The sequence below is a fragment of the Pseudomonas putida genome (assembly GCF_028682635.1).
GTDB classification, from domain to species: Bacteria; Pseudomonadota; Gammaproteobacteria; order Pseudomonadales; family Pseudomonadaceae; genus Aquipseudomonas; species Aquipseudomonas putida_AE.
Genome location: NZ_JANHLK010000011.1, coordinates 133444 through 155357 on the forward strand (window position 1 = coordinate 133444; position 21914 = coordinate 155357).

Here is a 21914-nt window from a genome sequence, read left to right on the forward strand (position 1 = left end):
TCTTCGGCCACTTCAAGACCGCCAAAAGATCGCGGCCTGCGGCAGCTCCTACGGGTATTTTCAAGGCCACCGCACATCATGACTGCAACTCATCCAGGCGGTCGCGCAGATGCCGCAGCGTGCGGATCATATACTTTTCCACCATGTTCTTGGACAGTCCCAGGCGTTCGGCGATTTCAGCCTGGGTCAGGCCTTCGATTTTCTGCCAGACAAACACCTTGCGGCAGTTGACCGGCAGCTCGGTGAGCGCCCGTTCGATGGAATCCGCCAACTGGATCGCTTGCATGAAATGCTCCGGGTCGCCGGATGACGACACACTGAGATCGATCGCCTCCGACTCCATGGCGCCCCGCCGATCCTCACGCCGATAACCGTCCACCGCGATGTTGCGCGCCGTCTGGTGCAGATAGGCCCGGGGCTGCTGCACCACCGCCGAATCCGACTCGAGCACCCGCACGAAGGTATCGTGGGCCAGGTCCTCGGCCTGTTGACGGTTTCTCAGGCGACGGGTCCAGGTGCCAACCAACTCTTCGTAGTGCTCGAAAAAGCCGTGTCTGCGGGGCAGCTTGGGGGTCATTGCGGTGTGCTGTGGGTGCGAGGGCGTGAATAGTAATGCTTCCTATTAAGCCAAGGCAACGGTTTGCGGCCGGACTGACTAACGGTTGATCAACGACTAACGGTCGATAGCCTTTGCGCCGAGAGCGCCCGGCAGTTCAACACGCGCCAGCAACCCCGCGCCGCTGCGATTGCGCAGCGTCAGCTCCCCCCCCTGCTCGCGCACGATCGCCCGCGCGGCGGACAGTCCCAGCCCCACGCCACCGGTATCCCGGTTGCGTGAAGTCTCCAGACGGTAAAAGGGATCGAACACCTGTTCGAGGGCGGACTCCGGGATACCGGGGCCCTCGTCGCTGACTTCGATGCAGACCCTGCGCCCATCCCCCGTCAGCCCGATGGCCGGTTTCTGGCCATATTTCACGGCGTTTTCCAGCAGGTTGACGATCACCCGCTTGATCCCGAGCGGACGGCCTTCGTACACCAGATGGGCTGGACCGCTGAAGTCGACGACGATGTCCTGGTCGCGATAGTCGTCGACGATCGTCTGCAGCAGTTCCGAAAGGTCGAATGCGGTGCTCTGCTCCCCGTGGCTTTCATCCCGGAAAAAACCCAGCGCCGCGTTGATCATCGTCTGCATCTCTTCGATGTCGCGGACCATTTTGCGCTGCTGTTCCAGGTCTTCCATGAATTCGCTGCGCAGGCGCATCCGCGTCAGGGGCGCGCGCAAGTCGTGGGAGATCGCCGCGAGCATCTGTGTGCGCTCGCCGAGAAAGTGGCGGATCTGTGCCTGCATGGTGTTGAAGGCAATGATTGCCTGGCGTATCTCATGGGGGCCTTCGATCTTGATCGGCGGCGCGCGCAGGTCACCTCCAAAGCGCCGTGCCGCGCTGGAAAAACGCTGCAGCGGGTTGGCCAGTTGTCGCGTGGCAATCCAGGCGACCAGCAGGGTTGCCACCAGCCCCAAGGCGATGATGATCGGGATCCGTACATTGGAATCGAGCCCCCAGCTGCGTTCCGGGGGCGTGAACGACAGCCAGCTGCCATCGCGTAGCTGAACCAGGGCCACGTAGTGCGCCTGGGGGCTGTGGTCCGGCCAGTCGCCGGGGTTGAAGACCTGGATGTCCCGGGGGACATCACCGAGCAACTCTTGCAGCGGCGAATGTTCAGTCCCCACCTGCGTACCGTTCGAGGGCAGATGGAAGTCGCCCCGCCGTTCGTGCCAGACCACCTCAAGCGTCGGATGGCTCGCGGCGGTAGCCAATGACGAGCGCAACGGGACGGGCGCCGCCTCGATCACCCGGACGTTCGCGGCAATCTGCTCCAGCAGGCCGGTGCGGTCGATCGGCGGGCGCCCCCAGGTGCCCGCCAGCTGCACGAACAGGCCATTGAGGGCCAGCGAAGCGAGCATCGCCGCGACGATTGTCAGTGCAATCCGCGACCTGAGGGTATCGAGGCGCCGAATCACGAGCGGGTCACCTTGGCGCAGAACATATAGCCCCCATTACGCACCGTGCGAATGAGGTCCGGGCGCTTGCTGTCGGGCTCGATCTTGCGGCGCAGTCGACTGACCTGCACATCGATGCTGCGGTCATAGGCCTCGTGGTTCTGGCCGCGAGCCAGGTCGATCAGCTGTTCCCGGGTGAGAATGCGCTGCGGATGCTCGAGAAACACCAACAGCAGATCGAACTCGCCAGCGGACAACGGAATCATCACGCCCTCGGGCGAGCGCAATTCGCGGCAGGTGATATCCAGGTGCCAATCGGCGAACGTGATGATCGGCCGCGTCGGCTCGCGCCCCTGGCTTTTCTCGCCGGCGCGACGCTGAACGGCGCGCAGTCGGGCGAGCAATTCCCTCGGGTCGAAAGGTTTGGTCAGGTAATCGTCGGCGCCCAGTTCCAGGCCGACGATGCGGTCGCTCAGTTCACCCATCGCGGTCAGCATGACGATTGCAATGTCCGTCTGCGCGCGTAATTTCTGGCACAGGCTCAGGCCACCTTCGCCGGGAAGCATCAGGTCAAGGATGATGATGTCCGGACGATTTTTCTCGATCATCGTCCACATGGCCTCGCCATGGGTGGCCAGGTCCACCTCGTAGGCATGCTGGACAAAAAACTGCTTCAGCAGGGACAGGATTTCCACATCGTCGTCGACGATCAGCAGTCTGCTCACGTTCAGGGGATCCAGGGTCAAAAAAAGAGCGTATCTAAAACCATTCCGCGGCCAGGGTCATATATTTCAACCCGGAAACATTCCTGCCCGCCCGACATCAATCGGACATACGGTCGTTACTGCCCTGCGGCACCCTGCGCGGATTCCAATTCATGAGGTCTTCCATGCAGGGATCGAATTACGCGACCGAGACAACCGACAGCACTCATACGGTGATCCTCAACCAGCGCACCAGTGCGCCAGCGAACGACGAGCCGATTCTATTCCAGCAGGCGTGCCTGGGACTGACCGATGATCGGACCCACGTCGTGTTGCGCCGCTATTTCGAGCAATACAGCCCGAGCACCGGGACCTGGGTGGAATACATCCACCGCGTTCCGATTGCCGAGTTCACCCAGTGGATCATGGCCAACGGCGATTTGCGTATCGAATGCTCGGAAGACCTGCCTAGCTCCCCCCTCCACCCAGGAACCCCTTGATGAGAAAACTCTTCTCGCTGCCGCTTTTGGCAGTCGCCAGCATCGCCCTCTCAGCGTGCAGCAGCAAAACCGTCGCGCCGGACAACTATTCAGGTTTTTTGAACGACTACAGCACCTTGACGGAGCACCAGTCGCCCTCGGGCCAACCGGTACTGAGCTGGGTAAACCCGAAGCTTGAGCTCGACCGCTACACCCAGGTCTACATCGAACCGAGCCGCTACTACCCGGAGCCCAAGCCGAGCGAACGCCTGCCACAGACCACCCTTGGCGACACCACCTGGTACTACGATGCGGTGCTCAAGCATGAGCTGGGCAAGGTCTTGACCGTGGTCAACACTCCGGGACCCAAGACCCTGATCGTGCGACCGGCAATCACGCGGGTGTCTGCCAGCACCCAGGGACTGCGCTTTTACGAATGGCTACCGATCACCCTGGTTGTCGCAGGCGTCAGTACCGCCACCGGAATCCGTGACCAGGACAGTGAAATTGCCACCGAGGTCGCCTTTCTCGATGGCGGGAGCAAAACCCTCGTCGCCACGGTAGTGCGCAAAGGCACGGGAATACCGCTGGAAAACGACAAGCAGGTGATTACCACGGCCAACGTCAAGGGCGTGCTCGACGGCTGGGCCAGCGACCTGCGCAATTCGTATGTGGCGATGCGCAAGTAAAAGGCAGGCAGACAAAGCAATCTGGCAGGAATCCAAAGGCAGGCATCGACTGGCTGTAGCAAAGTGCAACAATGCCAGTCACCGGCTTTTCTCCAGGAATGCACCCATGTCCAGCGCCAAAGCATCGCCCAAAAGATCACCGCTTGCCCGGCTCGCCCTGGCCATTTCCCTGAGTGTCCTCGGCCTGCCTTTGTGCATGAGCAACGCCCAAGCCCACGGTGGCCACGCCGAAATGGTGCCGCTACAGGCGGGGCTGGAGGAGTTCGGTGCCACCGTCAAATGGGACGACTACTCGAACCTGTTCACCATTGCCAAGGACGGCGTCTATCTCAAGGTCAAGCCGGACAGTAAAGTGGCCATGCTCAACGGCAAGCGCATGGAGCTGACGGTGCCCGTGGTGTTCAAGGGCAAGACGGCGTACATGTCCAAGGACTTCATCAACCAGGTCTTTCAGTCCGGCCTGGACACGACCTTCATCGTCGAAACCCGTCCCAGCCCGCTCAACCCCCTGAGTGCGGCTGAAATCACCACGGCGGTGGACATCGTCAAGCAATCGGAACACTACAAGCCAGGTTTTCGCTTCACCGAAGTATCGGTCAAGGAACCGCCGAAGGATCAGGTGTGGAACTTTGTCTTCACCGGGCAAAACGTCACCCAGCCGCGCCAGGCCACTATCGTGGTGCTCGACGGCAAGCATGTGATCGAAGCGCTGGTGGATCTAGACAGCAAGACGCTCAACTCATGGAAGCCGATCGAAGGCGCTCACGGCATGGTGCTGCTGGATGATTTCGCCACGGTGCAGACCGCAGTCGAGACCAGCCCCGAATACGCGCAAGCCTTGGCCAAGCGCGGCATCAACGATGTGAAGAAGGTCGTCGCGACGCCGCTGACCGTCGGTTACTTCGACGGCAAGGACGGTCTGGCCCAGGACAAGCGCCTGCTGAAGATCGTCAGCTACCTCAACGTCGATGACGGCAACTATTGGGCGCACCCGATCGAGGGCCTGGTGGCGATTGTCGATCTGGAGCAGAAAAAGCTCATCAAGATCGAAGACGAAGCGCTGATTCCGGTGCCGATGAAACCGACGCCCTACGACGGACGCGGGCGCAAGGGCGTAGCGGTCAAGCCGCTGGAAATCATCGAACCCGAAGGCAAGAACTACACCATCACCGGCAACAGCATTCACTGGCAGAACTGGGATTTCCACGTTCGCCTCGATTCGCGGGTCGGCCCGATCCTGTCCACGGTCACCTATGACGACCAGGGCAAGAAGCGCAAGGTCATGTACGAAGGCTCCCTGGGCGGCATGATCGTGCCTTACGGCGACCCGGACGTCGGCTGGTACTTCAAGGCCTACCTCGACTCGGGCGACTACGGCATGGGCACCCTGACCTCGCCAATCGCCCGCGGCAAAGACGCCCCGGAAAACGCCGTGCTGCTGGACGCCACCATCGCCGACTACACCGGCGCACCGACCGCGATCCCGCGGGCCATGGCGGTGTTCGAGCGCTACGCCGGGCCGGAATACAAACACCAGGAAATGGGCCAGCCCAACCTCAGCACCGAGCGGCGCGAACTGGTGGTGCGCTGGATCAGCACCGTCGGCAACTACGACTACATCTTCGACTGGGTCTTCCAGCAGAACGGCACCATCGGCATCGACGCCGGCGCCACCGGCATCGAAGCGGTCAAGGGCGTGAAATCCAGGACCATGCACGAAGACACCGCCAAGGAAGACACGCGCTATGGCACCTTGCTGGACCACAACATCGTCGGCACCACGCACCAGCACATCTATAACTTCCGCCTCGACATGGACGTGGACGGCGAGCAAAACTCCCTGGTAGAGGTGAACCCGGTAGTGCTGCCCAACGACCGAGGCGGCCCGCGTACCAGCACCATGCAGACCGAAACCCGCGTGGTCAGCACCGAGCAGCAAGCGGCGCAGAAATTCGACCCATCGACCGTGCGCCTGCTGACCAACTTCAGCAAGGAAAACAAGGTCGGCAACCCGGTGTCCTACCAGCTGATTCCCTATGCCGGTGGCACGCACCCGGTGGCCAAGGGCGCCAACTTCGGCACCGATGAATGGCTGTACCACCGCCTGAGCTTCATGGACAAACAGCTGTGGGTGACGCAATACAACCCGGAGGAAAAGTACCCGGAAGGCAAGTACCCGAACCGCTCGGACAAAGACTCGGGACTGGGGCAATTCACCCAGGATAACCATTCGATCGAGAACACCGACGACGTGGTCTGGCTGACCACCGGCACCACCCACATCGCCCGGGCCGAAGAATGGCCGATCATGCCGACCGAATGGGTGCATGTGCTGCTCAAGCCGTGGAATTTCTTCGATGAAACGCCGACGCTGAACCTCAATTCCCCGAAATAATCATGCGAATGCAAAACCTGTGGGAGCGGGCTTGCTCGCGAAGACGGTGTGTCAGTCGGCGTATATGTTTAATGACACGCCGCCTTCGCGAGCAAGCCCGCTCCCACATGGATAATCGTTGCCAGTGAAATATCACGCATGCTGTTTGCGATACTCCCCCGGCGCTATGCCGAAACGCGATTTAAATGCCGTCGAGAAATAGCTCGAATCGGAAAAACCCCACGAATACCCCAGCACCGACAATTTCTCTTCCTTGCGCGATTGGCGCAGGGATTCGGCGCACAGGTCCAGCCGGCGGTTCTTGATGTAGCGCGCCACCACCAGGCCTTTTTTGGCGAACATCCGGTACAGGCCACGGGTCGACATGCCGACTTCCCGCGCCAGCCATTCCGGGCACAGTTCTTCGCAGCGGATGTGCTGATCGATGAAGCTCAGGGTCTTGCGGAAGGTCCGCTCGTGCGGATCGGTGCAATCGTCGGTCTGGCTGATGGCCGGGCGCAACAGACTGACGATCGCCTCCAGGGTCGCTTCGCTTTCCTGCCGGGTCAGATGCTGTTGGCGCGTGGCGTCGAGGATCAGCCGATGGGAGAGCATGGCAATGGGCGACGACGCAGCGATGCGGTGGCCGCACTTGACCTGGTTGAAGCGCAGGGTCTGCTCAACCAGTTGATACGGCAGGATCAACGACAACTGCCGGGAGTTTTCGCTGTAGGTGAAATCACTGGGCCGCGCCGCATCGATCAAGGTGATGTCCCCGGCGGACAGCAGCACCCGGTCGTCGCCCTGGGCCATGCCCGCAGTGCCATCGAGCTGGAACACCGCAAAGTATTTGCCACCCTCGCCCGCCGCCACTTCCTGCGGCGTGCGGTACAGCCGCGCCTGGCAGGCGTCGACGAAGCTGAGGTTGAGGGCATCGCTGCGGTATTCGCGGATCTGGCCCGCAAAGCCGGTACCCAGGGGTTGTGCGTTGAAGGCGCCACAGATCTGGTTGATCTGATGGATCCACTGATCGAACCCATCCTGGCGCTGTGCAGTTGTAGAAATCATGTCAGGCCTCACGCAGGCTTGTTTTTATTGTCTACGTCAATCAACAGGTTCTCCTGAACAGCGACTCTCCTTTACCCTCGACGGGTTATTTCAACCCGCCAAAGCGTCGATAAAAGCTCTCGCCCACATCCGGCAACGGGCCGTCGGCGGTTTCCAGTGCACTGTTCAGCCATTCCTCGGCCTTGGCGTAGATCAAACGGTAAATGTTGCGGCACAACTGTCGGGCCGCGCGTCCTTCCCAATCGCCGGGCAACAACTCGTCCGGCAGTTGCGGGTCACGCAGCAGCAATTTGCGGTATTCGTGAATAAGCAGGATCCGCGCCAGGAAGCAGTCCGAAGGCTGCAGGTTTTCCTGCTCGCGAAGTGCTTGCCAGAGCGGTCGGAACAGCTGGATGAATTCGCTGTAGTGGGTGGCCAGTTCCTCGATGTTCCAGCTCTCGCGCACCTGCAGGCGCAGGGCCTTGGAGGCGAGAACGTCCTGGGCGGTGGTTTCGAAGACGATGGTTTCTTCCTGGGCGCCGAGGTCCAGCAGCGTGGCGTTGACATCGGTGCGGTCGCTGCGCGGACAGGCCAGCACCACAGGTGATATCGCACCAAAACCTTGCCATTCCAGCTCTTCGCGCACTTGTTTGCGCTTGTCCTGGGTCAGTTGCGACAGCATCACCAGGCACCAGGAACCATCCCAGGCCGGCATCGTGGTGCTGTAGACCCGCTTGAATGCCTTGTCGAAACGCCGGCGACCGGTGCCGGTCAGGCTGTAGTAACTGCGCCGACCGACCTTTTCGGCGGTCAGCCAGCCTTCCTTGGTCAGGCGGAAAATCGAGGTGCGGATCAGACGTTCGTTGATGCCGATCGGTTCGAGCAACTGGATCAGGCTGCCCAGCCACACGGTACCGCCATGGGGCTCGATGGCATCACCGTACAACGTGATGATCAGCGAGCTGGCGCGGATCGGCGTCTGTTCCTGGAAGCGGGTGATCAGGTGATTCAAGGGTGTCAGGGACGACATGGGCGTACCGAGCAAAAAAAGAAAAGGAATATACCGAATGTCTGCGAGTTAATCGCATACACCTGTGGGAGCGGGCTTGCTCGCGAAGGCGTCGTGTCAGTCGAAATTAATGTTCAATGACACACCGCCTTCGCGAGCAAGCCCGCTCCCACAGGGGATCGCATTCACAAGCCGTTGCCTTTAGGGCGATGGCCGCTGTCGCTGATACGCGGGCGATTCGGCTCTGGCTCCGCCAGCGGTTCACACACCTGCATCTGTTCCAGGCACCGCCTGGCCAGCTGTTGATACTCACGAGTCCCCGCCTGTTTCCACGCCACTTCCTGATCGCTGAGGGTGCGCTTGACGCTGGCCGGTGCGCCCATCACCAGCGACTGCTCCGGGCATTCGAAGCCGGCCTTGACGAAGGCCGCCGCCGAAACGAAGGACCGCGGGCCGATGCGTGCGTTGTCCATCACCACCGCATTCATCCCCACCAGCGCATCGGCGCCGATCCGGCAACCGTGCAGCACCGCGCCGTGGCCGATGTGACCGTTACGCTCCACCACCGTGTCGCTGTCGGGAAAGCCGTGCATCACGCAGGTGTCCTGGATGTTGGCGCCCTCCTCCAGCACGATCCGCCCGAAGTCGCCGCGCAGGCTGGCCAGCGGCCCTACATAACAGTGGGGGCCGATGATCACGTCGCCGATCAACACGGCGGACGGATGCACATAGGCACTCGGATCAACCACCGGGGTCAGGCCATCAAGGCTGTAGCAGGTCATGGCAGCTTCCTTCACAAAGCGATGCGGATATTGACTTATTTTGTATCATATCGCTTTTCAATTCACAAAGACTAAAAAGCGTATCACTTGAACCGGGCCTTTCCGACGACCTGCGCCGCAACGCAAAAACAGCCTTAAAACCCAATAAAATATGAACTGAAACCGCCATCCATAGTGCTAAAGCATCACTGGATAACAGCTGAACTCACATCAATAAGACACATTAAATGAATTTTATTATTGCATTCGCGTATCACGTTGCAGGTATACTCCGGCAAAACCGGCCCCTGCGGCCGATCCAATAACAAGCCGGCATCACCGCCGAGCGTTCACCGTGAGGGCCTCCGCCATGCCTCAAACCCTTGCCGTCGAATTCATCGAGCCTGGCGTACGCCTGATTACCCTGCAGCGCCCGCAAGCGCTGAACGCCCTGAACACGCAGCTGCTGGGCGAACTGGCGGACGAATTGAGCGTGGCCCAAGCCGATCCCGAGACCCGTGCCGTGGTCCTGACCGGTAGTCGCAAGGCCTTCGCCGCCGGTGCCGACATCAAGGAAATGGCCGAGCGCGACCTGGTCGGCATCCTCGACGACCCGCGCCAGGCCTCCTGGCAGGCCATCACCCGCTTCAACAAACCGCTGATCGCCGCGGTCAACGGCTTCGCCCTTGGCGGTGGCTGCGAACTGGCAATGCACGCCGACATCATCATTGCAGGTGTTGACGCCCGCTTCGGCCAGCCGGAAATCAATCTCGGGATCATGCCCGGCGCAGGCGGCACCCAACGCCTGCTGCGCGCCGTCGGCAAGTCCATGGCCATGCAAATGGTCCTGACCGGTGAGCCGATCGACGCCCGCCAGGCCCAGCGCGCCGGCCTGGTCAGCGAAGTTACCCAGCCGGAATTCACCGTCGACCGCGCCCTGCAGATCGCCCGCCACATCGCCGGCAAAGCCCCGCTGGCAGTGCGCCTGGCCAAGGAAGCGCTGCTCAAGGCGATGGACACGGACCTGGCCAGCGGCCTGCGTTTCGAGCGCCATGCCTTCACCGTGCTGGCCGGCACCCGCGACCGCGACGAAGGCATCGCCGCCTTCCAGGAAAAACGCACGCCGACCTTCACCGGTCAGTAATCACCGAATTCGAGATCGCCAAGAGAGCGCCAAGACCATGAACTTCGAACACATCCTGTTTTCCATCGAGGCCGGCGTCGCCCTGCTCAGCCTCAATCGCCCGGAGCAGCTCAACAGCTTCAACACCCAGATGCATGGCGAAGTGAAGGAAGCGCTCAAGCAAGTGCGGCAGAACCCCGACGTGCGCGTGTTGCTGCTGACCGGCGAAGGTCGTGGCTTCTGCGCCGGCCAGGACCTGAGCGACCGCAATGTCGCACCAGGCAGCGCCGTGCCGGACCTGGGCGAGTCCATCGAGAAGTTCTACAACCCGCTGATCCGCCAGCTGCGCGACCTGCCGATGCCGGTCATCTGCGCGGTCAACGGCGTGGCCGCCGGTGCCGGCGCGAACATTCCGCTGGCCTGCGACCTGGTGCTGGCAGCGCGTTCGGCCAGCTTCATCCAGGCGTTCTGCAAGATCGGCCTGATCCCCGACTCCGGCGGCACCTGGACCCTGCCGCGCCTGGTCGGCATGGCCCGCGCCAAGGCACTGACCCTGCTCGGCAATCGCTTGACGGCCGAACAGGCCGAGCAATGGGGCTTGATCTATCGCTGCGTGGAAGACGCCGAACTGCGCGATGAAGCCCTGAAACTGGCGCAACACCTGGCCACCCAGCCGACCTACGGCCTGGCGCTGATCAAGCGCAGCCTGAACGCCAGCCTGAGCAACACCTTTGACGAACAGCTGGAACTGGAACGTGACCTGCAACGCCTGGCCGGGCGCAGCGAGGACTATCGCGAAGGTGTCGGCGCCTTCATGGAAAAACGCAGCCCAAGCTTCAAGGGGCGCTGAGTCATGACCGCACTGAACAATTCTGCACGTATCGCGGTGATCGGCGCCGGTGCCATGGGCGCCGGCATTGCCCAGGTCGCGGCGCAGACCGGGCATCCGGTGCTGCTGCTGGACAATCGCCCCGGCGCTGCCGCCCAGGCCATTGCCGGCATCGACCGGCAACTGGGCAAACGGGTCGAGAACGGCAAGCTGTCCGCCGATGCGCGCAGCGCGACGATTGCACGCCTGCACGCCGTGGAAGCGATCGAAGCCCTGGCCGATTGCGCGCTGATCATCGAAGCCATCGTCGAGAACCTCGAGGTCAAGCGCGCGCTGTTCCGCCAGCTGGAAGAGATTTGCGGCGAGCGCTGCATCCTGGCCAGCAACACCTCGTCGCTGTCGATCACCCGCATCGCCGCGCAACTCGTTCACCCGCAACGCCTGCTCGGTCTGCACTTCTTCAACCCGGCGCCGGTCATGCCGCTGGTGGAAGTGGTCTGCGGCCTGGCCAGCGATCCGGCGTTGGCCGAGTGCCTGTACGACACCGCCAAGGCCTGGGGCAAAAAACCAGTGCACACCCGCTCCACCCCGGGTTTCATCGTCAACCGCGTGGCCCGGCCGTTCTACGCAGAAAGCCTGCGCATGCTCCAGGAAGGTGCCGCCGACTGCGCGACCCTGGATGCGCTGATGCGCGAGGCCGGCGGCTTTGCCATGGGCGCGTTCGAGCTGACCGACCTGATCGGCCATGACGTCAACTATGCCGTGACCTGCTCGGTGTTCGATGCCTATTACCAGGACACACGCTTCCTGCCTTCGCTGATCCAGAAAGAGCTGGTGGACGGCGGGCGCCTGGGTCGTAAAAGCGGCCAGGGATTCTACAGCTACGTCCAAGGGGCCGAGCGCCCGCCCGCCGCCGAGATCAGCAGTGCTGCGGCCGTCGAAGCGTGCATTGCCGAAGGCGACCTGGGCATCGCCCAAGGTTTGCTTGCACGTCTGCGCGAGCAAGGCGTCGACGTCATCCAGCGCGATGGTCGCGGCTTGCTGCGGGTCGGTGACGCGGTGCTGGCCTTGAGCGACGGGCGCATGGCCTGTCAGCGCGCCAGGGAAGACGGACTGCGCAACCTGATCCTGCTGGATCTGACCCTCGATTACAGCAAGGCCCAACGCATCGCCATCAGCCATGCGGCGGGCATTGATCCGCTGGCCCTGGAACAAGGAATCGCCCTGCTGCAACGCGCCGGCCTCAAGGTCAGCCTGCTCAGCGACAGCCCGGCACTGGCCGTCCTGCGCACCGTGGCGATGCTGGCCAACGAAGCGGCCGATGCCCTGCTGCAAGGCGTGGCCTCGGCGGCCGACATCGACCTGGCGATGCGCGCCGGAGTCAATTATCCACAGGGGCCGTTGGCCTGGGCCGACGCCATCGGGCTCGAGCAAATCCTGACCGTGCTGGACAACCTGCAAGCCACCTATGGCGAAGAACGCTACCGGCCGTCGCTACTGCTGCGCCGTCGGGTCGCCGAAGGGAGAACGTTCCATGACTAACCACGAAGCGATGAACCTGGCCGTCAACTGTGCACAAACGCTGCTCCAGCGTGACGCCGCGAGCCAGGGGATGGGCATCCGTCTACTGTCCGCGGCCCCCGGTTGCGCCCGTGTGGGCATGACCGTGCGTGCAGACATGGTGCAGGGCCACGGCACCTGCCACGGCGGCTATCTGTTTGCCTTGGCCGACTCGGCATTCGCCTTTGCCTGCAACAGCTACAACGAAGCCACGGTGGCCATCGGCTGCAGCATCGACTACATCGCCCCGGCGCGCCTGGGTGACACGCTGACGGCCGATTGCATCGAGCAAAGCCGCTCCGGGCGCACCGGCAACTACGACGTACGCATCGAAAACCAGCAGGGCCAGCTAATCGCCCTGTTCCACGGCAAATCCTACAAAGTGCGCGGCTCGGTGCTGGCGCAGGAGACCCCCCATGAATGACGCCCTGATCATCGACGCGGTCCGCACCCCGATCGGTCGCTACGCCGGAGTCCTGAGCAGCGTGCGCGCCGACGACCTCGGCGCGGCACCCCTGCGCGAACTGCTGCGCCGCCACCCGCAGGTCGACTGGAGCAGCGTGGACGATGTGATCTACGGCTGCGCCAACCAGGCCGGCGAAGACAACCGCAACGTCGCGCGCATGTCGGCATTGCTGGCCGGGTTGCCGGTCAGCGTGCCGGGCACCACCCTCAATCGCCTGTGCGGCTCCGGGCTGGATGCCATCGGCACTGCCGCCCGGGCGATTCGCAGCGGCGAAACCGGGTTGATGCTGGTCGGTGGCGTCGAATCGATGTCCCGCGCGCCATTGGTGATGGGCAAGGCCGAGCAGGCGTTTTCCCGCTCTGCGGAAATTTTCGACACCACCATCGGCTGGCGTTTCGTCAATCCGCTGATGAAAAAGGCCTACGGCATCGACTCAATGCCGGAAACGGCAGAGAACGTCGCCGAACAGTTCAACATCTCCCGGGCCGACCAGGACGCCTTCGCCCTGCGCAGCCAGCAACGCGCCGCCGCGGCCCAGGCCAACGGCCGCCTGGCCAGGGAAATCGTCGCGGTGGAAATTCCCCAGCGCAAAGGCCCGGCCAAAGTAGTCGAGCACGACGAGCATCCGCGTGGCGACACCACCCTGGAACAGCTGGCCAAACTGGGCACGCCGTTCCGCGAAGGCGGCAGCATCACCGCCGGCAACGCCTCCGGGGTCAACGACGGCGCCTGCGCGCTGTTGCTGGCAAGCCCGGAAGCCGCCAAACGCCACGGCCTGACCGCCCGCGGTCGCGTTGTCGCCATGGCCACCGCCGGCGTCGAACCACGCATCATGGGCATCGGTCCGGTACCGGCCACGCGCAAGGTGCTGGAAGTGGCCAACCTGAGCCTGGCGGACATGGACGTCATCGAGCTCAACGAAGCCTTTGCCGCCCAAGGCCTGGCCGTACTGCGCGAACTGGGCTTGAGCGACACCGACCCACGGGTCAACCCCAACGGCGGCGCCATCGCCCTGGGCCACCCGTTGGGCATGAGCGGCGCACGCCTGGTCACCACCGCCCTGCATGAACTTGAGGAACGCAATGGCCGCTACGCCCTGTGCACCATGTGCATCGGCGTCGGCCAGGGGATCGCGCTGATCATCGAGCGTCTATCCCACTAAAGAATCGCGATTCCCGGGGAGCCGAGAGGTATCCTTGGGGCATGCACTCAAAGCCCCTGCATGCAGTGGCTGGAACACAAAAACAATTCGAGTGAACACATGAACATGCCAATTGCCCAAGCCGTGCTTGATCCCGTGCTGGACCCGCTGGAAACCGCCAGCATCGACGAGCTGCGCCAGCATCAGCTGGAGCGCCTGCGCTGGAGCCTGAACCACGCCTACAACAATGTGCCGCTGTACCGTCAGCGCTTCGATGCGCTGGGCGTGCACCCGGACGACATCAAGTCCCTCGACGACCTGGCGAAATTCCCCTTCACCACCAAGTCCGACCTGCGCGACAACTACCCCTACGGCATGTTTGCCGTGCCGATGCACGACATCGTGCGCCTGCACGCGTCCAGCGGCACCACCGGCAAACCGACGGTGGTCAGCTACACCCAGAATGACATCGACACCTGGGCCAACGTGGTGGCGCGCTCGATCCGCGCCGCCGGTGGCCGGCGTGGCGACAAGGTGCACATCTCCTACGGCTACGGCCTGTTCACCGGCGGCCTCGGCGCCCACTACGGCGCCGAACGCCTGGGTTGCACGGTGATCCCGATGTCCGGCGGCCAGACCGAAAAACAAGTGCAGTTGATCAAGGATTTCCAGCCGGACATCATCATGGTCACGCCGTCCTACATGCTCAACATCGCCGACGAGATCGAGCGCCAGGGCATCGACCCGCACAAGCTGGCCCTGCGCCTGGGCATCTTCGGCGCAGAGCCATGGACCGCCGAACTGCGCAGCGCCATCGAGGCGCGCATGGGCATCACCGCCCTGGACATCTACGGCCTCTCGGAAATCATGGGCCCGGGCGTGGCGATGGAATGCGCCGAAACCAAGGATGGCCCGACGATCTGGGAAGACCACTTCTACCCGGAAATCATCGACCCGGTCACCGGCGAAGTGCTGCCGGACGGGCAGATGGGCGAACTGGTGTTCACCTCCCTGAGCAAAGAAGCCCTGCCGATGATCCGCTACCGCACCCGCGACCTGACACGCCTGCTGCCGGGCACCGCACGGCCGATGCGGCGCATCGACAAGATCACCGGGCGCAGCGACGACATGCTGATCATCCGCGGAGTCAACGTGTTCCCCACGCAAATTGAAGAGCAGGTGCTGAAAGTCAAACAACTTGCCGAGTGCTATGAGATCCATCTGTATCGCAATGGCAACCTGGACAGCGTGGACGTGCACGTCGAGTTGAAGGCCGAGCATCAGCACCTGAGCGATGAACAGCAGAAGGCTATTTGCGGGGAGTTGAGCAAGCACATCAAGACGTATATCGGGATCAGTTCGCGGATCGTGTTGCAGCCGTTCCACTCGATCAAGCGTTCCGAGGGCAAGGCTTGCCACGTATTGGACAAACGCCCTAAAGCATGACTGCTGCACCCCTTATGGCCCCGCTTTTGCGGGGCTTTTTTTTTGGGTTTTTTTCATGAAAAACAGACACCCCTCTCTGTAGGAGCTGGCTTGCCAGCGAAGGCATCCGTCCAGTCGATAAATTTGCCAACTGACCCACCGCTTTCACTGGCAAGCCAGCTCCTACAGGGGAACGGTGTTTCATGAAGGACCGCTCAACCTGAAAGCGATACAAAAATAAATACGACACGTCATTTTCTGTTTGATATTAAATTCTGTATCGCTTATAAAGTTCTCCATGCCTTCAACAGATTCACGGCGGGAGACCCCCCATGTACGCACAGCTCGTAGAAACAGGCGTAAAGCGCATAAAAGACCTCTCGGAGATGTCCGAACAGGAACGCGCCTTCCAGGAAAAAATCGATTCGGAAATCAAGATCGAAGCGAAGAACTGGATGCCAGATGCCTACCGCCAGACCCTGATCCGGCAGATTTCCCAGCACGCCCACTCGGAAATCGTCGGCATGCTCCCGGAAGGCAACTGGGTCACCCGCGCGCCAAGCCTCAAACGCAAGCTGCAATTGATGGCCAAGATCCAGGACGAAGCCGGTCACGGCCTGTACCTGTACAGCGCCATGGAAACCCTGGGTGCCGACCGTGATGAAGAAATCGCCAAGCTGCACAGCGGCAAGGCCAAGTACTCGAGCATCTTCAATTACCCGACGCTGAACTGGGCCGATATGGGCGCGGTGGGCTGGCTGGTGGATGGCGCGGCGATCGTCAACCAGGTGGTGCTGCAACGCACCTCCTACGGCCCCTATTCCCGGGCCATGGTGCGCATCTGCAAGGAAGAGAGCTTCCACCAGCGCCAGGGCTACGAAATTCTCCTGACCATGATGCGTCACGGTACCCAGGCGCAAAAAGACATGGTCCAGGACGCGATCAACCGCCTGTGGTGGCCGTCGCTGATGATGTTCGGCCCGAGCGACGAACACTCGCCGAACAGCGCGCAGTCCATGGCCTGGAAAATCAAGCGCCAGAGCAACGACGAACTGCGCCAGCGCTTCATCGACCAGACCATCCCGCAGCTGGAACTGCTGGGCTGCACTTGCCCCGATCCGGACCTTGCGTGGAACGCCGAACGCGGCCACTACGACTTCGGCGAAATCCAGTGGAGCGAGTTCTACGAAGTGCTCAAGGGCAACGGCCCGTGCAACACCGAACGCGTCGCCACCCGCCGCAAGGCGATCGAAGACGGCGCCTGGGTTCGTGAAGCCGCCGTCGCCCACGCCCGCAAAAAACAAAACAAGAACGCCGCCTGATTCGGCCCGTTTGATGATCTTGATCTTCGGCGACTCCCATGCCGCCAAACGATCGCAGGCTGCGCCAGCTCCTACAGGAGCCGGTGATCCCATGTAGGAGCTGCCGAAGGCTGCGATCTTTTGATCTTCAGCCCCGTCAGCAAAAAACCGAACAGATGTGGAGTAATTGAAATGTCCGAGTGGACCCTCTTCGAAGTCTTCGTGCGCAGCAAGCACGGCCTCAACCACAAACACGTCGGCAGCGTGCATGCCGCCGACACCACCATGGCCATCGAGAACGCCCGCGAGCTCTACACCCGCCGCAGCGAAGGCGTAAGCCTGTGGGTGGTGCCCTCAAAGCTGATCACCGCTTCGTCGCCGGATGAAAAAGACCCGCTGTTCGATCCGTCGGACGACAAGGTCTACCGCCACGCCAGCTTCTACGAGCTGCCGGCCGAAGTCGGGCACATGTGAGGTCGGCCATGAACAACAAGACTGATCTGATCGAATACCTGCTGCGCCTCGGCGACAGCGCCCTGATCCAGGGCCAGCGCCTGTGCCAGTGGTGCGGCAAGGCGCCAGCGCTGGAAGAAGAGTTGGCGCTGATGAACGTCGGCCTCGACCTGGTGGGCCAGGCGCGCAACTGGCTGGACTACGCCGCCGAACTGCTGGACGACGGCCGTGACGCCGATCACCTGGCGTTCCGCCGCGACGAGCGCGCCTATCGCAACCTGCTGCTGGTGGAACAACCCAACGGCGACTTCGCGGTGACCATGCTCAAGCAGTTCCTCTATGACGCCTGGCATTTGCCGGTGTTGCAGGGCCTGAGCCAGTCCAGCGACGAACGCATTGCCGGGATCGCTGCCAAGGCCGTGAAGGAAGTGACCTATCACCTGCGCCGCTCCGGCGAATGGATCGAGCGCATGGGTGACGGCACCGAGGAAAGCCACCAGCGCATGCTCGCGGCCATCCCCGAAGTCTGGCGCTTCACCGTGGAACTGATCGCGGCCGATGACAGCGAGCTGCGCCTGTGCGAAGCCGGCATCACTCCGGACATCGCCAGCATCGCCACCCAGTGGCAAGCCAAGGTCAACCAGATCTTCACCAGCGCCACCCTGCCCGTGCCGGCCGCGCCAAGCTATTTCTATCTGAACGCACGCAAGGGCCTGCACACCGAACACCTGGGCATCCTGCTGGCCGAAATGCAGTTCCTGCCACGAGCGTACCCCGATGCAACCTGGTGAGCTGATCGCCAGCGACCTCGGCGCCCGGCCGGCTCAACCGACCGATCTGGCTGCCGCGTGGGCGATTCTGTCCGAAGTCATGGACCCGGAAGTACCGGTGGTCAGCGTGGTCGACCTCGGCATCGTCCGCGACCTGGACTGGCAGGCCGGCCACCTGCACGTGGTGGTCACCCCGACTTACTCCGGCTGCCCGGCCACCGAAGTGATCGAGGGCGATATCCGCCAGGCCCTGGAACTCGCCGGATTCAAGGCGCCGCAACTCGAGCGCAAATTGACCCCGGCCTGGACCACCGACTGGATCAGCGCCAGCGGCCGCGAACGCCTGCGCGCCTACGGCATCGCGCCGCCCGAAGGCAGCACCAGCAAACGCAGCCTGCTCGGCGAGAGCCCGCTGGTTCTTTGCCCGCAATGCGGCAGCGCCCACACCGAGGTGCTCAGCGAGTTCGGTTCCACCGCGTGCAAGGCGCTGTACCGCTGCGTCGATTGCCGGGAACCGTTCGACTATTTCAAGTGCATCTGAGCGGCGAATCGGCCGACCCAGCTGGAGAACAACAATGAGCAAATTTCACAGCCTGACCATCAAGGATGTGCGCACCGAGACCCGTGATGCGGTGTCCATCGCCTTCGAGATTCCGCAGGATCTGCAAGACAGCTTTCATTACACCCAGGGCCAGCACCTGGTGATGCGTACCCAACTGGACGGCGAAGAAGTGCGCCGCTCCTATTCGATCTGCACCGGTGTCAACGACGGTGAACTGCGTGTCGCCATCAAGCGTGTGGCCGGTGGACGCTTTTCCGCGTTTGCCAACGAACAGCTCAAGGCCGGGCACAGCCTGGAAGTGATGCCGCCCGCCGGGCATTTCAGCGTGGAACTCGACCCCGCTCGCCACGGCAACTACCTGGCGGTCGCGGCCGGCAGCGGCATCACGCCGATCCTGTCGATCATCAAGACCACCCTGCAAACCGAGCCCAACAGCCGCGTCACCCTGCTGTACGGCAACCGCTCCAGCTCCGGCGCACTGTTCCGCGAACAGCTTGAAAACTTGAAGAACCGTTACTTGCAGCGCTTGAACCTGATCTTCGTGTTCAGCCGCGAGCAGCAGGATGTCGACCTGTACAACGGCCGGATCAACGCCGAGAAATGCGAGCAACTGTTCAGCCGCTGGCTCGACGTCAAGGCCCTCGACGCCGCTTTCATCTGCGGCCCGCAGGAAATGACCGAAACCGTGCGCGACAGCCTCAAGGCCAAGGGTATGGCGCCCGAGCGAATCCACTTCGAACTCTTCGCCGCTGCTGGCAGCCAGCAGAAACGCGAGGCCCGCGAAGCGGCGCGCCAGGTGGATGCAGCAGTCAGCCAGATCACCGTGATCAGCGACGGCCGCGCCCTGGCCTTCGACCTGCCGCGCAACAGCCAGAGCATCCTCGACGCCGGCAACGCCCAGGGCGCCGAACTGCCCTACTCGTGCAAGGCCGGCGTGTGCTCGACCTGCAAGTGCAAGGTCATCGAGGGCGAAGTGGAAATGGACAGCAACCACGCCCTGGAAGACTACGAAGTGGCCGCCGGCTATGTGCTGTCGTGCCAGGCCTTCCCGATCAGCGACAAGGTGGTGCTGGATTTCGACCAGCTCTGAAACAACGCAAAACCCTGTAGGAGCTGGCTTGCCAGCGAAGAGGCCCTTGAGATCACTGTATGTTTTCAGGCCGCCTTCGCTGGCAAGCCAGCTCCTACAGGGGGGCCGGTGATCGACCCGAACACACTGTTTCACCCAAAACAAAAACAACAAAGGAGCGCGCGTCATGACACCCCAGGAAATAGAACTCATCCGCCAGCACCCGGATTTCATCCAGCTGGTGCGCCGTAAACAGAAGCTGTACTGGTCACTGAGCCTGGCCATGCTGGTGATCTACTACGGCTTCGTGCTGCTGGTGGCTTTCTCCCCTTCTACCCTCGGCCAATCCCTGAGCGGTGGCGTGACCACCGTGGGCATGCTGGTGGGTGTCGTCATCGTCGGGCTGGCCTTTGCGCTGACCGGGTTCTATGTCTATCGCGCCAACAACGTGATCGATCCGCTCAATGAAAAACTCAAGCAGGAGTGCGCCCGATGAGCCGTCTTCTTGCGTTGATCCTGCTGCCGCTGGCGGTGGTCACTGATTTGGCGGTGGCCGCCGACGGCGCTTCCCGACCATTGAACTGGAACGCCATCGGCATGTTCATGGTGTTCGTCCTGTTCACCCTTGGCGTGACACGCTGGGCTGCCCTGCGCACCCGTTCCGCCAGCGACTTCTACACGGCCGGCGGCGGCATGACCGGTTTCCAGAACGGTCTGGCGATTGCCGGTGACATGATCTCGGCAGCCTCGTTCCTCGGCATTTCCGCGATGATGTTCCTCAATGGCTACGACGGCTTGCTCTACGCCCTGGGCGTATTGGCCGGCTGGCCGATCATCCTGTTCCTGATCGCCGAACGCCTGCGCAACCTCGGCAAGTACACCTTTGCCGACGTGGTTTCCTACCGCCTGGAACAGACGCCGGTGCGCCTGACTTCGGCGTTCGGCACCCTGACCGTGGCCCTGATGTACCTGGTGGCGCAGATGGTCGGCGCCGGCAAGCTGATCGAGTTGCTGTTCGGCATCGACTACCTCTACGCCGTGATGCTGGTCGGTGTATTGATGGTTTTTTACGTGACCTTCGGCGGCATGCTCGCCACCACCTGGGTGCAGATCATCAAGGCCGTGATGCTGTTGTTCGGCACCAGCTTCATGGCGTTCATGGTGCTCAAGCATTTCGGTTTCAGCACTGAAGCGATGTTTGCCGGCGCCACCGCCGTGCATGCCAAGGGCAACGCGATCATGGCCCCCGGCGGCTTGCTGTCCAACCCGATCGATGCGATTTCCCTGGGGCTGGGCATGATGTTCGGCACCGCCGGCCTGCCGCACATCCTGATGCGTTTCTTTACCGTCAGCGATGCCAAGGAAGCGCGTAAAAGCGTGTTCTACGCCACCGGTTTCATCGGCTACTTCTACTTGTTGCTGATCATCGTCGGCTTCGGCGCCATCGTCATGGTCGGCACCGATCCGGCATTCCGTGACGCCAGCGGCGCAATCATCGGCGGCGGCAACATGATCGCCGTGCACCTGGCCCAGGCCGTGGGCGGCAACCTGTTCCTCGGCTTCATCTCGGCGGTCGCCTTCGCCACCATCCTGGCGGTGGTTGCCGGACTGGCACTGTCCGGCGCCTCGGCGGTGTCCCATGACCTGTATGCCTGCGTGATGCGCAAGGGCCAGGCCACGGAACAGCAGGAAATGCGCGTATCGCGTATCGCCACCCTGTGCATCGGTGTGCTGGCGATCATCCTCGGCCTGCTGTTCGAGTCGCAGAACATCGCCTTCCTCTCGGGCCTGGTGCTGGCCATCGCCGCGTCGGTGAATTTCCCGGTGCTGTTCCTCTCGATGTACTGGAAAGGCCTGACCACCCGCGGCGCCGTCGTCGGCAGCCTGTCCGGACTGGTCTCGGCGATTGTCCTGCTGGTGCTGAGCCCGGCGGTGTGGGTCAACGTGATGCATCACGACAAGGCGCTGTTCCCGTACTCCAACCCGGCGCTGTTTTCCATGAGCCTCGCGTTCTTCAGTGCATGGCTGTTTTCCGTCACCGACACCTCGCCCCGTGCAGCCCTTGAGCGCGGCCGTTATCTGGCGCAGTTCATCCGCTCGATGACCGGTATCGGTGCCTCTGGCGCCAGCAAACACTGAATATTGGCAGGGAA

General features: G+C 62.3%; 22 protein-coding genes. 16 read left to right on the forward strand and 6 right to left on the reverse strand.

Features of this window, described 5'->3' with window-relative positions:
- Positions 1–76 precede the first annotated feature (76 nt).
- The 3 genes from NPS56_RS15905 to NPS56_RS15915 all read right to left on the reverse strand — a co-directional run bounded on the left by NPS56_RS15905 (position 77) and on the right by NPS56_RS15915 (position 2724).
- Positions 77–577 (reverse strand): sigma-70 family RNA polymerase sigma factor, encoded by a 501-nt coding sequence (locus NPS56_RS15905; RefSeq protein WP_274075463.1) that lies wholly within the window; start codon positions 575–577, stop codon positions 77–79.
- A 96-nt stretch (positions 578–673) separates the two neighbouring features.
- Complete coding sequence (locus tag NPS56_RS15910) at positions 674–2020, reverse strand: ATP-binding protein (RefSeq protein ID WP_274075464.1); 1347 nt, start codon at positions 2018–2020, stop codon at positions 674–676.
- On the reverse strand, positions 2017–2724 hold the full coding sequence (locus NPS56_RS15915; protein ID WP_274075465.1) for a response regulator: 708 nt from the start codon (positions 2722–2724) through the stop codon (positions 2017–2019). Before NPS56_RS15915 ends, NPS56_RS15910 begins: the two co-directional genes overlap by 4 nt.
- A 164-nt stretch (positions 2725–2888) precedes the next feature.
- Between NPS56_RS15915 and NPS56_RS15920 the strand changes: the two genes are divergently transcribed.
- From NPS56_RS15920 to tynA, 3 genes are all read left to right on the forward strand, one after another.
- Positions 2889–3203, forward strand: a complete 315-nt coding sequence (locus NPS56_RS15920; RefSeq protein WP_274075466.1) for a hypothetical protein — start codon at positions 2889–2891, stop codon at positions 3201–3203.
- Entirely contained in the window at positions 3203–3871 is a 669-nt protein-coding gene (locus NPS56_RS15925) for a DUF3313 domain-containing protein (RefSeq protein WP_274075467.1), read from the forward strand. Before NPS56_RS15920 ends, NPS56_RS15925 begins: the two co-directional genes overlap by 1 nt.
- A gap of 106 nt (positions 3872–3977) precedes the next feature.
- Positions 3978–6266, forward strand: coding sequence for a primary-amine oxidase (tynA, locus tag NPS56_RS15930; protein ID WP_274075468.1), 2289 nt, complete (start codon positions 3978–3980; stop codon positions 6264–6266).
- 132 nt (positions 6267–6398) lie between these two features.
- Here the strand turns inward: tynA and feaR are convergent, their stop codons facing one another.
- The 3 genes from feaR to paaY all read right to left on the reverse strand — a co-directional run bounded on the left by feaR (position 6399) and on the right by paaY (position 9083).
- Positions 6399–7313 (reverse strand): transcriptional regulator FeaR, encoded by a 915-nt coding sequence (gene feaR / locus NPS56_RS15935; RefSeq protein ID WP_274075469.1) that lies wholly within the window; start codon positions 7311–7313, stop codon positions 6399–6401.
- 85 nt (positions 7314–7398) lie between these two features.
- A complete protein-coding gene (gene paaX, locus NPS56_RS15940; RefSeq protein WP_274075470.1) occupies positions 7399–8322 on the reverse strand; it encodes a phenylacetic acid degradation operon negative regulatory protein PaaX in 924 nt (307 codons plus the stop codon).
- A gap of 164 nt (positions 8323–8486) precedes the next feature.
- Entirely contained in the window at positions 8487–9083 is a 597-nt protein-coding gene (gene paaY / locus NPS56_RS15945) for a phenylacetic acid degradation protein PaaY (protein WP_274075471.1), read from the reverse strand.
- A 349-nt stretch (positions 9084–9432) separates the two neighbouring features.
- On the opposite strand from paaY, the gene paaF reads away from it, so the two are divergent.
- The 13 genes from paaF (at position 9433) to NPS56_RS16010 (ending at position 21900) form a co-directional block, all read left to right on the forward strand.
- The gene (gene paaF / locus NPS56_RS15950) at positions 9433–10206 is read left to right on the forward strand and encodes a 2,3-dehydroadipyl-CoA hydratase PaaF (protein ID WP_274075472.1); all 774 of its coding nucleotides are present in this window, start codon (positions 9433–9435) and stop codon (positions 10204–10206) included.
- Positions 10207–10243: 37 nt separating this feature from the next.
- Positions 10244–11035 carry a 2-(1,2-epoxy-1,2-dihydrophenyl)acetyl-CoA isomerase PaaG gene (gene paaG, locus NPS56_RS15955; protein ID WP_274075473.1) on the forward strand — a complete coding sequence of 264 codons (792 nt, stop codon included), beginning with the start codon at positions 10244–10246 and terminating at the stop codon, positions 11033–11035.
- A gap of 3 nt (positions 11036–11038) precedes the next feature.
- Complete coding sequence (gene paaH, locus NPS56_RS15960; RefSeq protein WP_274075474.1) at positions 11039–12556, forward strand: 3-hydroxyacyl-CoA dehydrogenase PaaH; 1518 nt, start codon at positions 11039–11041, stop codon at positions 12554–12556.
- Complete coding sequence (gene paaI, locus NPS56_RS15965; RefSeq protein ID WP_274075475.1) at positions 12549–12998, forward strand: hydroxyphenylacetyl-CoA thioesterase PaaI; 450 nt, start codon at positions 12549–12551, stop codon at positions 12996–12998. Before paaH ends, paaI begins: the two co-directional genes overlap by 8 nt.
- Entirely contained in the window at positions 12991–14202 is a 1212-nt protein-coding gene (gene pcaF, locus NPS56_RS15970) for a 3-oxoadipyl-CoA thiolase (protein ID WP_274075476.1), read from the forward strand. Before paaI ends, pcaF begins: the two co-directional genes overlap by 8 nt.
- 99 nt (positions 14203–14301) lie before the next feature.
- Positions 14302–15627 carry a phenylacetate--CoA ligase PaaK gene (paaK, locus tag NPS56_RS15975; RefSeq protein ID WP_274075477.1) on the forward strand — a complete coding sequence of 442 codons (1326 nt, stop codon included), beginning with the start codon at positions 14302–14304 and terminating at the stop codon, positions 15625–15627.
- Positions 15628–15938: 311 nt separating this feature from the next.
- Positions 15939–16928: a 1,2-phenylacetyl-CoA epoxidase subunit PaaA gene (gene paaA / locus NPS56_RS15980; RefSeq protein WP_274075478.1), complete on the forward strand. Its 990-nt coding sequence runs from the start codon at positions 15939–15941 to the stop codon at positions 16926–16928.
- 171 nt (positions 16929–17099) lie between these two features.
- Entirely contained in the window at positions 17100–17381 is a 282-nt protein-coding gene (gene paaB, locus NPS56_RS15985) for a 1,2-phenylacetyl-CoA epoxidase subunit PaaB (RefSeq protein WP_020795551.1), read from the forward strand.
- An 8-nt stretch (positions 17382–17389) separates the two neighbouring features.
- On the forward strand, positions 17390–18151 hold the full coding sequence (paaC, locus tag NPS56_RS15990) for a 1,2-phenylacetyl-CoA epoxidase subunit PaaC (protein WP_274075479.1): 762 nt from the start codon (positions 17390–17392) through the stop codon (positions 18149–18151).
- A complete protein-coding gene (gene paaD / locus NPS56_RS15995; RefSeq protein ID WP_274075480.1) occupies positions 18138–18671 on the forward strand; it encodes a 1,2-phenylacetyl-CoA epoxidase subunit PaaD in 534 nt (177 codons plus the stop codon). Before paaC ends, paaD begins: the two co-directional genes overlap by 14 nt.
- A 34-nt stretch (positions 18672–18705) precedes the next feature.
- Entirely contained in the window at positions 18706–19782 is a 1077-nt protein-coding gene (gene paaE, locus NPS56_RS16000) for a 1,2-phenylacetyl-CoA epoxidase subunit PaaE (RefSeq protein ID WP_274075481.1), read from the forward strand.
- A gap of 166 nt (positions 19783–19948) precedes the next feature.
- Positions 19949–20257: a DUF485 domain-containing protein gene (locus NPS56_RS16005; protein WP_007978006.1), complete on the forward strand. Its 309-nt coding sequence runs from the start codon at positions 19949–19951 to the stop codon at positions 20255–20257.
- Positions 20254–21900: a cation acetate symporter gene (locus tag NPS56_RS16010; protein WP_274075482.1), complete on the forward strand. Its 1647-nt coding sequence runs from the start codon at positions 20254–20256 to the stop codon at positions 21898–21900. The genes NPS56_RS16005 and NPS56_RS16010 overlap by 4 nt, the downstream gene beginning before the upstream one ends.
- The last annotated feature ends 14 nt before the right edge of the window (positions 21901–21914 follow it).

Bases quoted from the DNA above. Each gene is read 5' to 3' on its own strand.
- NPS56_RS15925 (WP_274075467.1), top strand. From the start codon at position 3,203: ATGAGAAAACTCTTCTCGCTGCCGCTTTTGGCAGTCGCCAGCATCGCC.
- paaK (WP_274075477.1), top strand. From the start codon at position 14,302: ATGAACATGCCAATTGCCCAAGCCGTGCTTGATCCCGTGCTGGACCCG.
- paaH (WP_274075474.1), top strand. From the start codon at position 11,039: ATGACCGCACTGAACAATTCTGCACGTATCGCGGTGATCGGCGCCGGT.
- paaB (WP_020795551.1), top strand. From the start codon at position 17,100: ATGTCCGAGTGGACCCTCTTCGAAGTCTTCGTGCGCAGCAAGCACGGC.
- NPS56_RS16010 (WP_274075482.1), top strand. From the start codon at position 20,254: ATGAGCCGTCTTCTTGCGTTGATCCTGCTGCCGCTGGCGGTGGTCACT.
- tynA (WP_274075468.1), top strand. From the start codon at position 3,978: ATGTCCAGCGCCAAAGCATCGCCCAAAAGATCACCGCTTGCCCGGCTC.
- paaI (WP_274075475.1), top strand. From the start codon at position 12,549: ATGACTAACCACGAAGCGATGAACCTGGCCGTCAACTGTGCACAAACG.
- NPS56_RS16005 (WP_007978006.1), top strand. From the start codon at position 19,949: ATGACACCCCAGGAAATAGAACTCATCCGCCAGCACCCGGATTTCATC.
- pcaF (WP_274075476.1), top strand. From the start codon at position 12,991: ATGAATGACGCCCTGATCATCGACGCGGTCCGCACCCCGATCGGTCGC.
- paaX (WP_274075470.1), bottom strand. From the start codon at position 8,322: ATGTCGTCCCTGACACCCTTGAATCACCTGATCACCCGCTTCCAGGAA.
- NPS56_RS15905 (WP_274075463.1), bottom strand. From the start codon at position 577: ATGACCCCCAAGCTGCCCCGCAGACACGGCTTTTTCGAGCACTACGAA.
- paaA (WP_274075478.1), top strand. From the start codon at position 15,939: ATGTACGCACAGCTCGTAGAAACAGGCGTAAAGCGCATAAAAGACCTC.
- paaY (WP_274075471.1), bottom strand. From the start codon at position 9,083: ATGACCTGCTACAGCCTTGATGGCCTGACCCCGGTGGTTGATCCGAGT.
- paaF (WP_274075472.1), top strand. From the start codon at position 9,433: ATGCCTCAAACCCTTGCCGTCGAATTCATCGAGCCTGGCGTACGCCTG.
- paaD (WP_274075480.1), top strand. From the start codon at position 18,138: ATGCAACCTGGTGAGCTGATCGCCAGCGACCTCGGCGCCCGGCCGGCT.
- feaR (WP_274075469.1), bottom strand. From the start codon at position 7,313: ATGATTTCTACAACTGCACAGCGCCAGGATGGGTTCGATCAGTGGATC.
- paaG (WP_274075473.1), top strand. From the start codon at position 10,244: ATGAACTTCGAACACATCCTGTTTTCCATCGAGGCCGGCGTCGCCCTG.
- NPS56_RS15920 (WP_274075466.1), top strand. From the start codon at position 2,889: ATGCAGGGATCGAATTACGCGACCGAGACAACCGACAGCACTCATACG.
- paaC (WP_274075479.1), top strand. From the start codon at position 17,390: ATGAACAACAAGACTGATCTGATCGAATACCTGCTGCGCCTCGGCGAC.
- paaE (WP_274075481.1), top strand. From the start codon at position 18,706: ATGAGCAAATTTCACAGCCTGACCATCAAGGATGTGCGCACCGAGACC.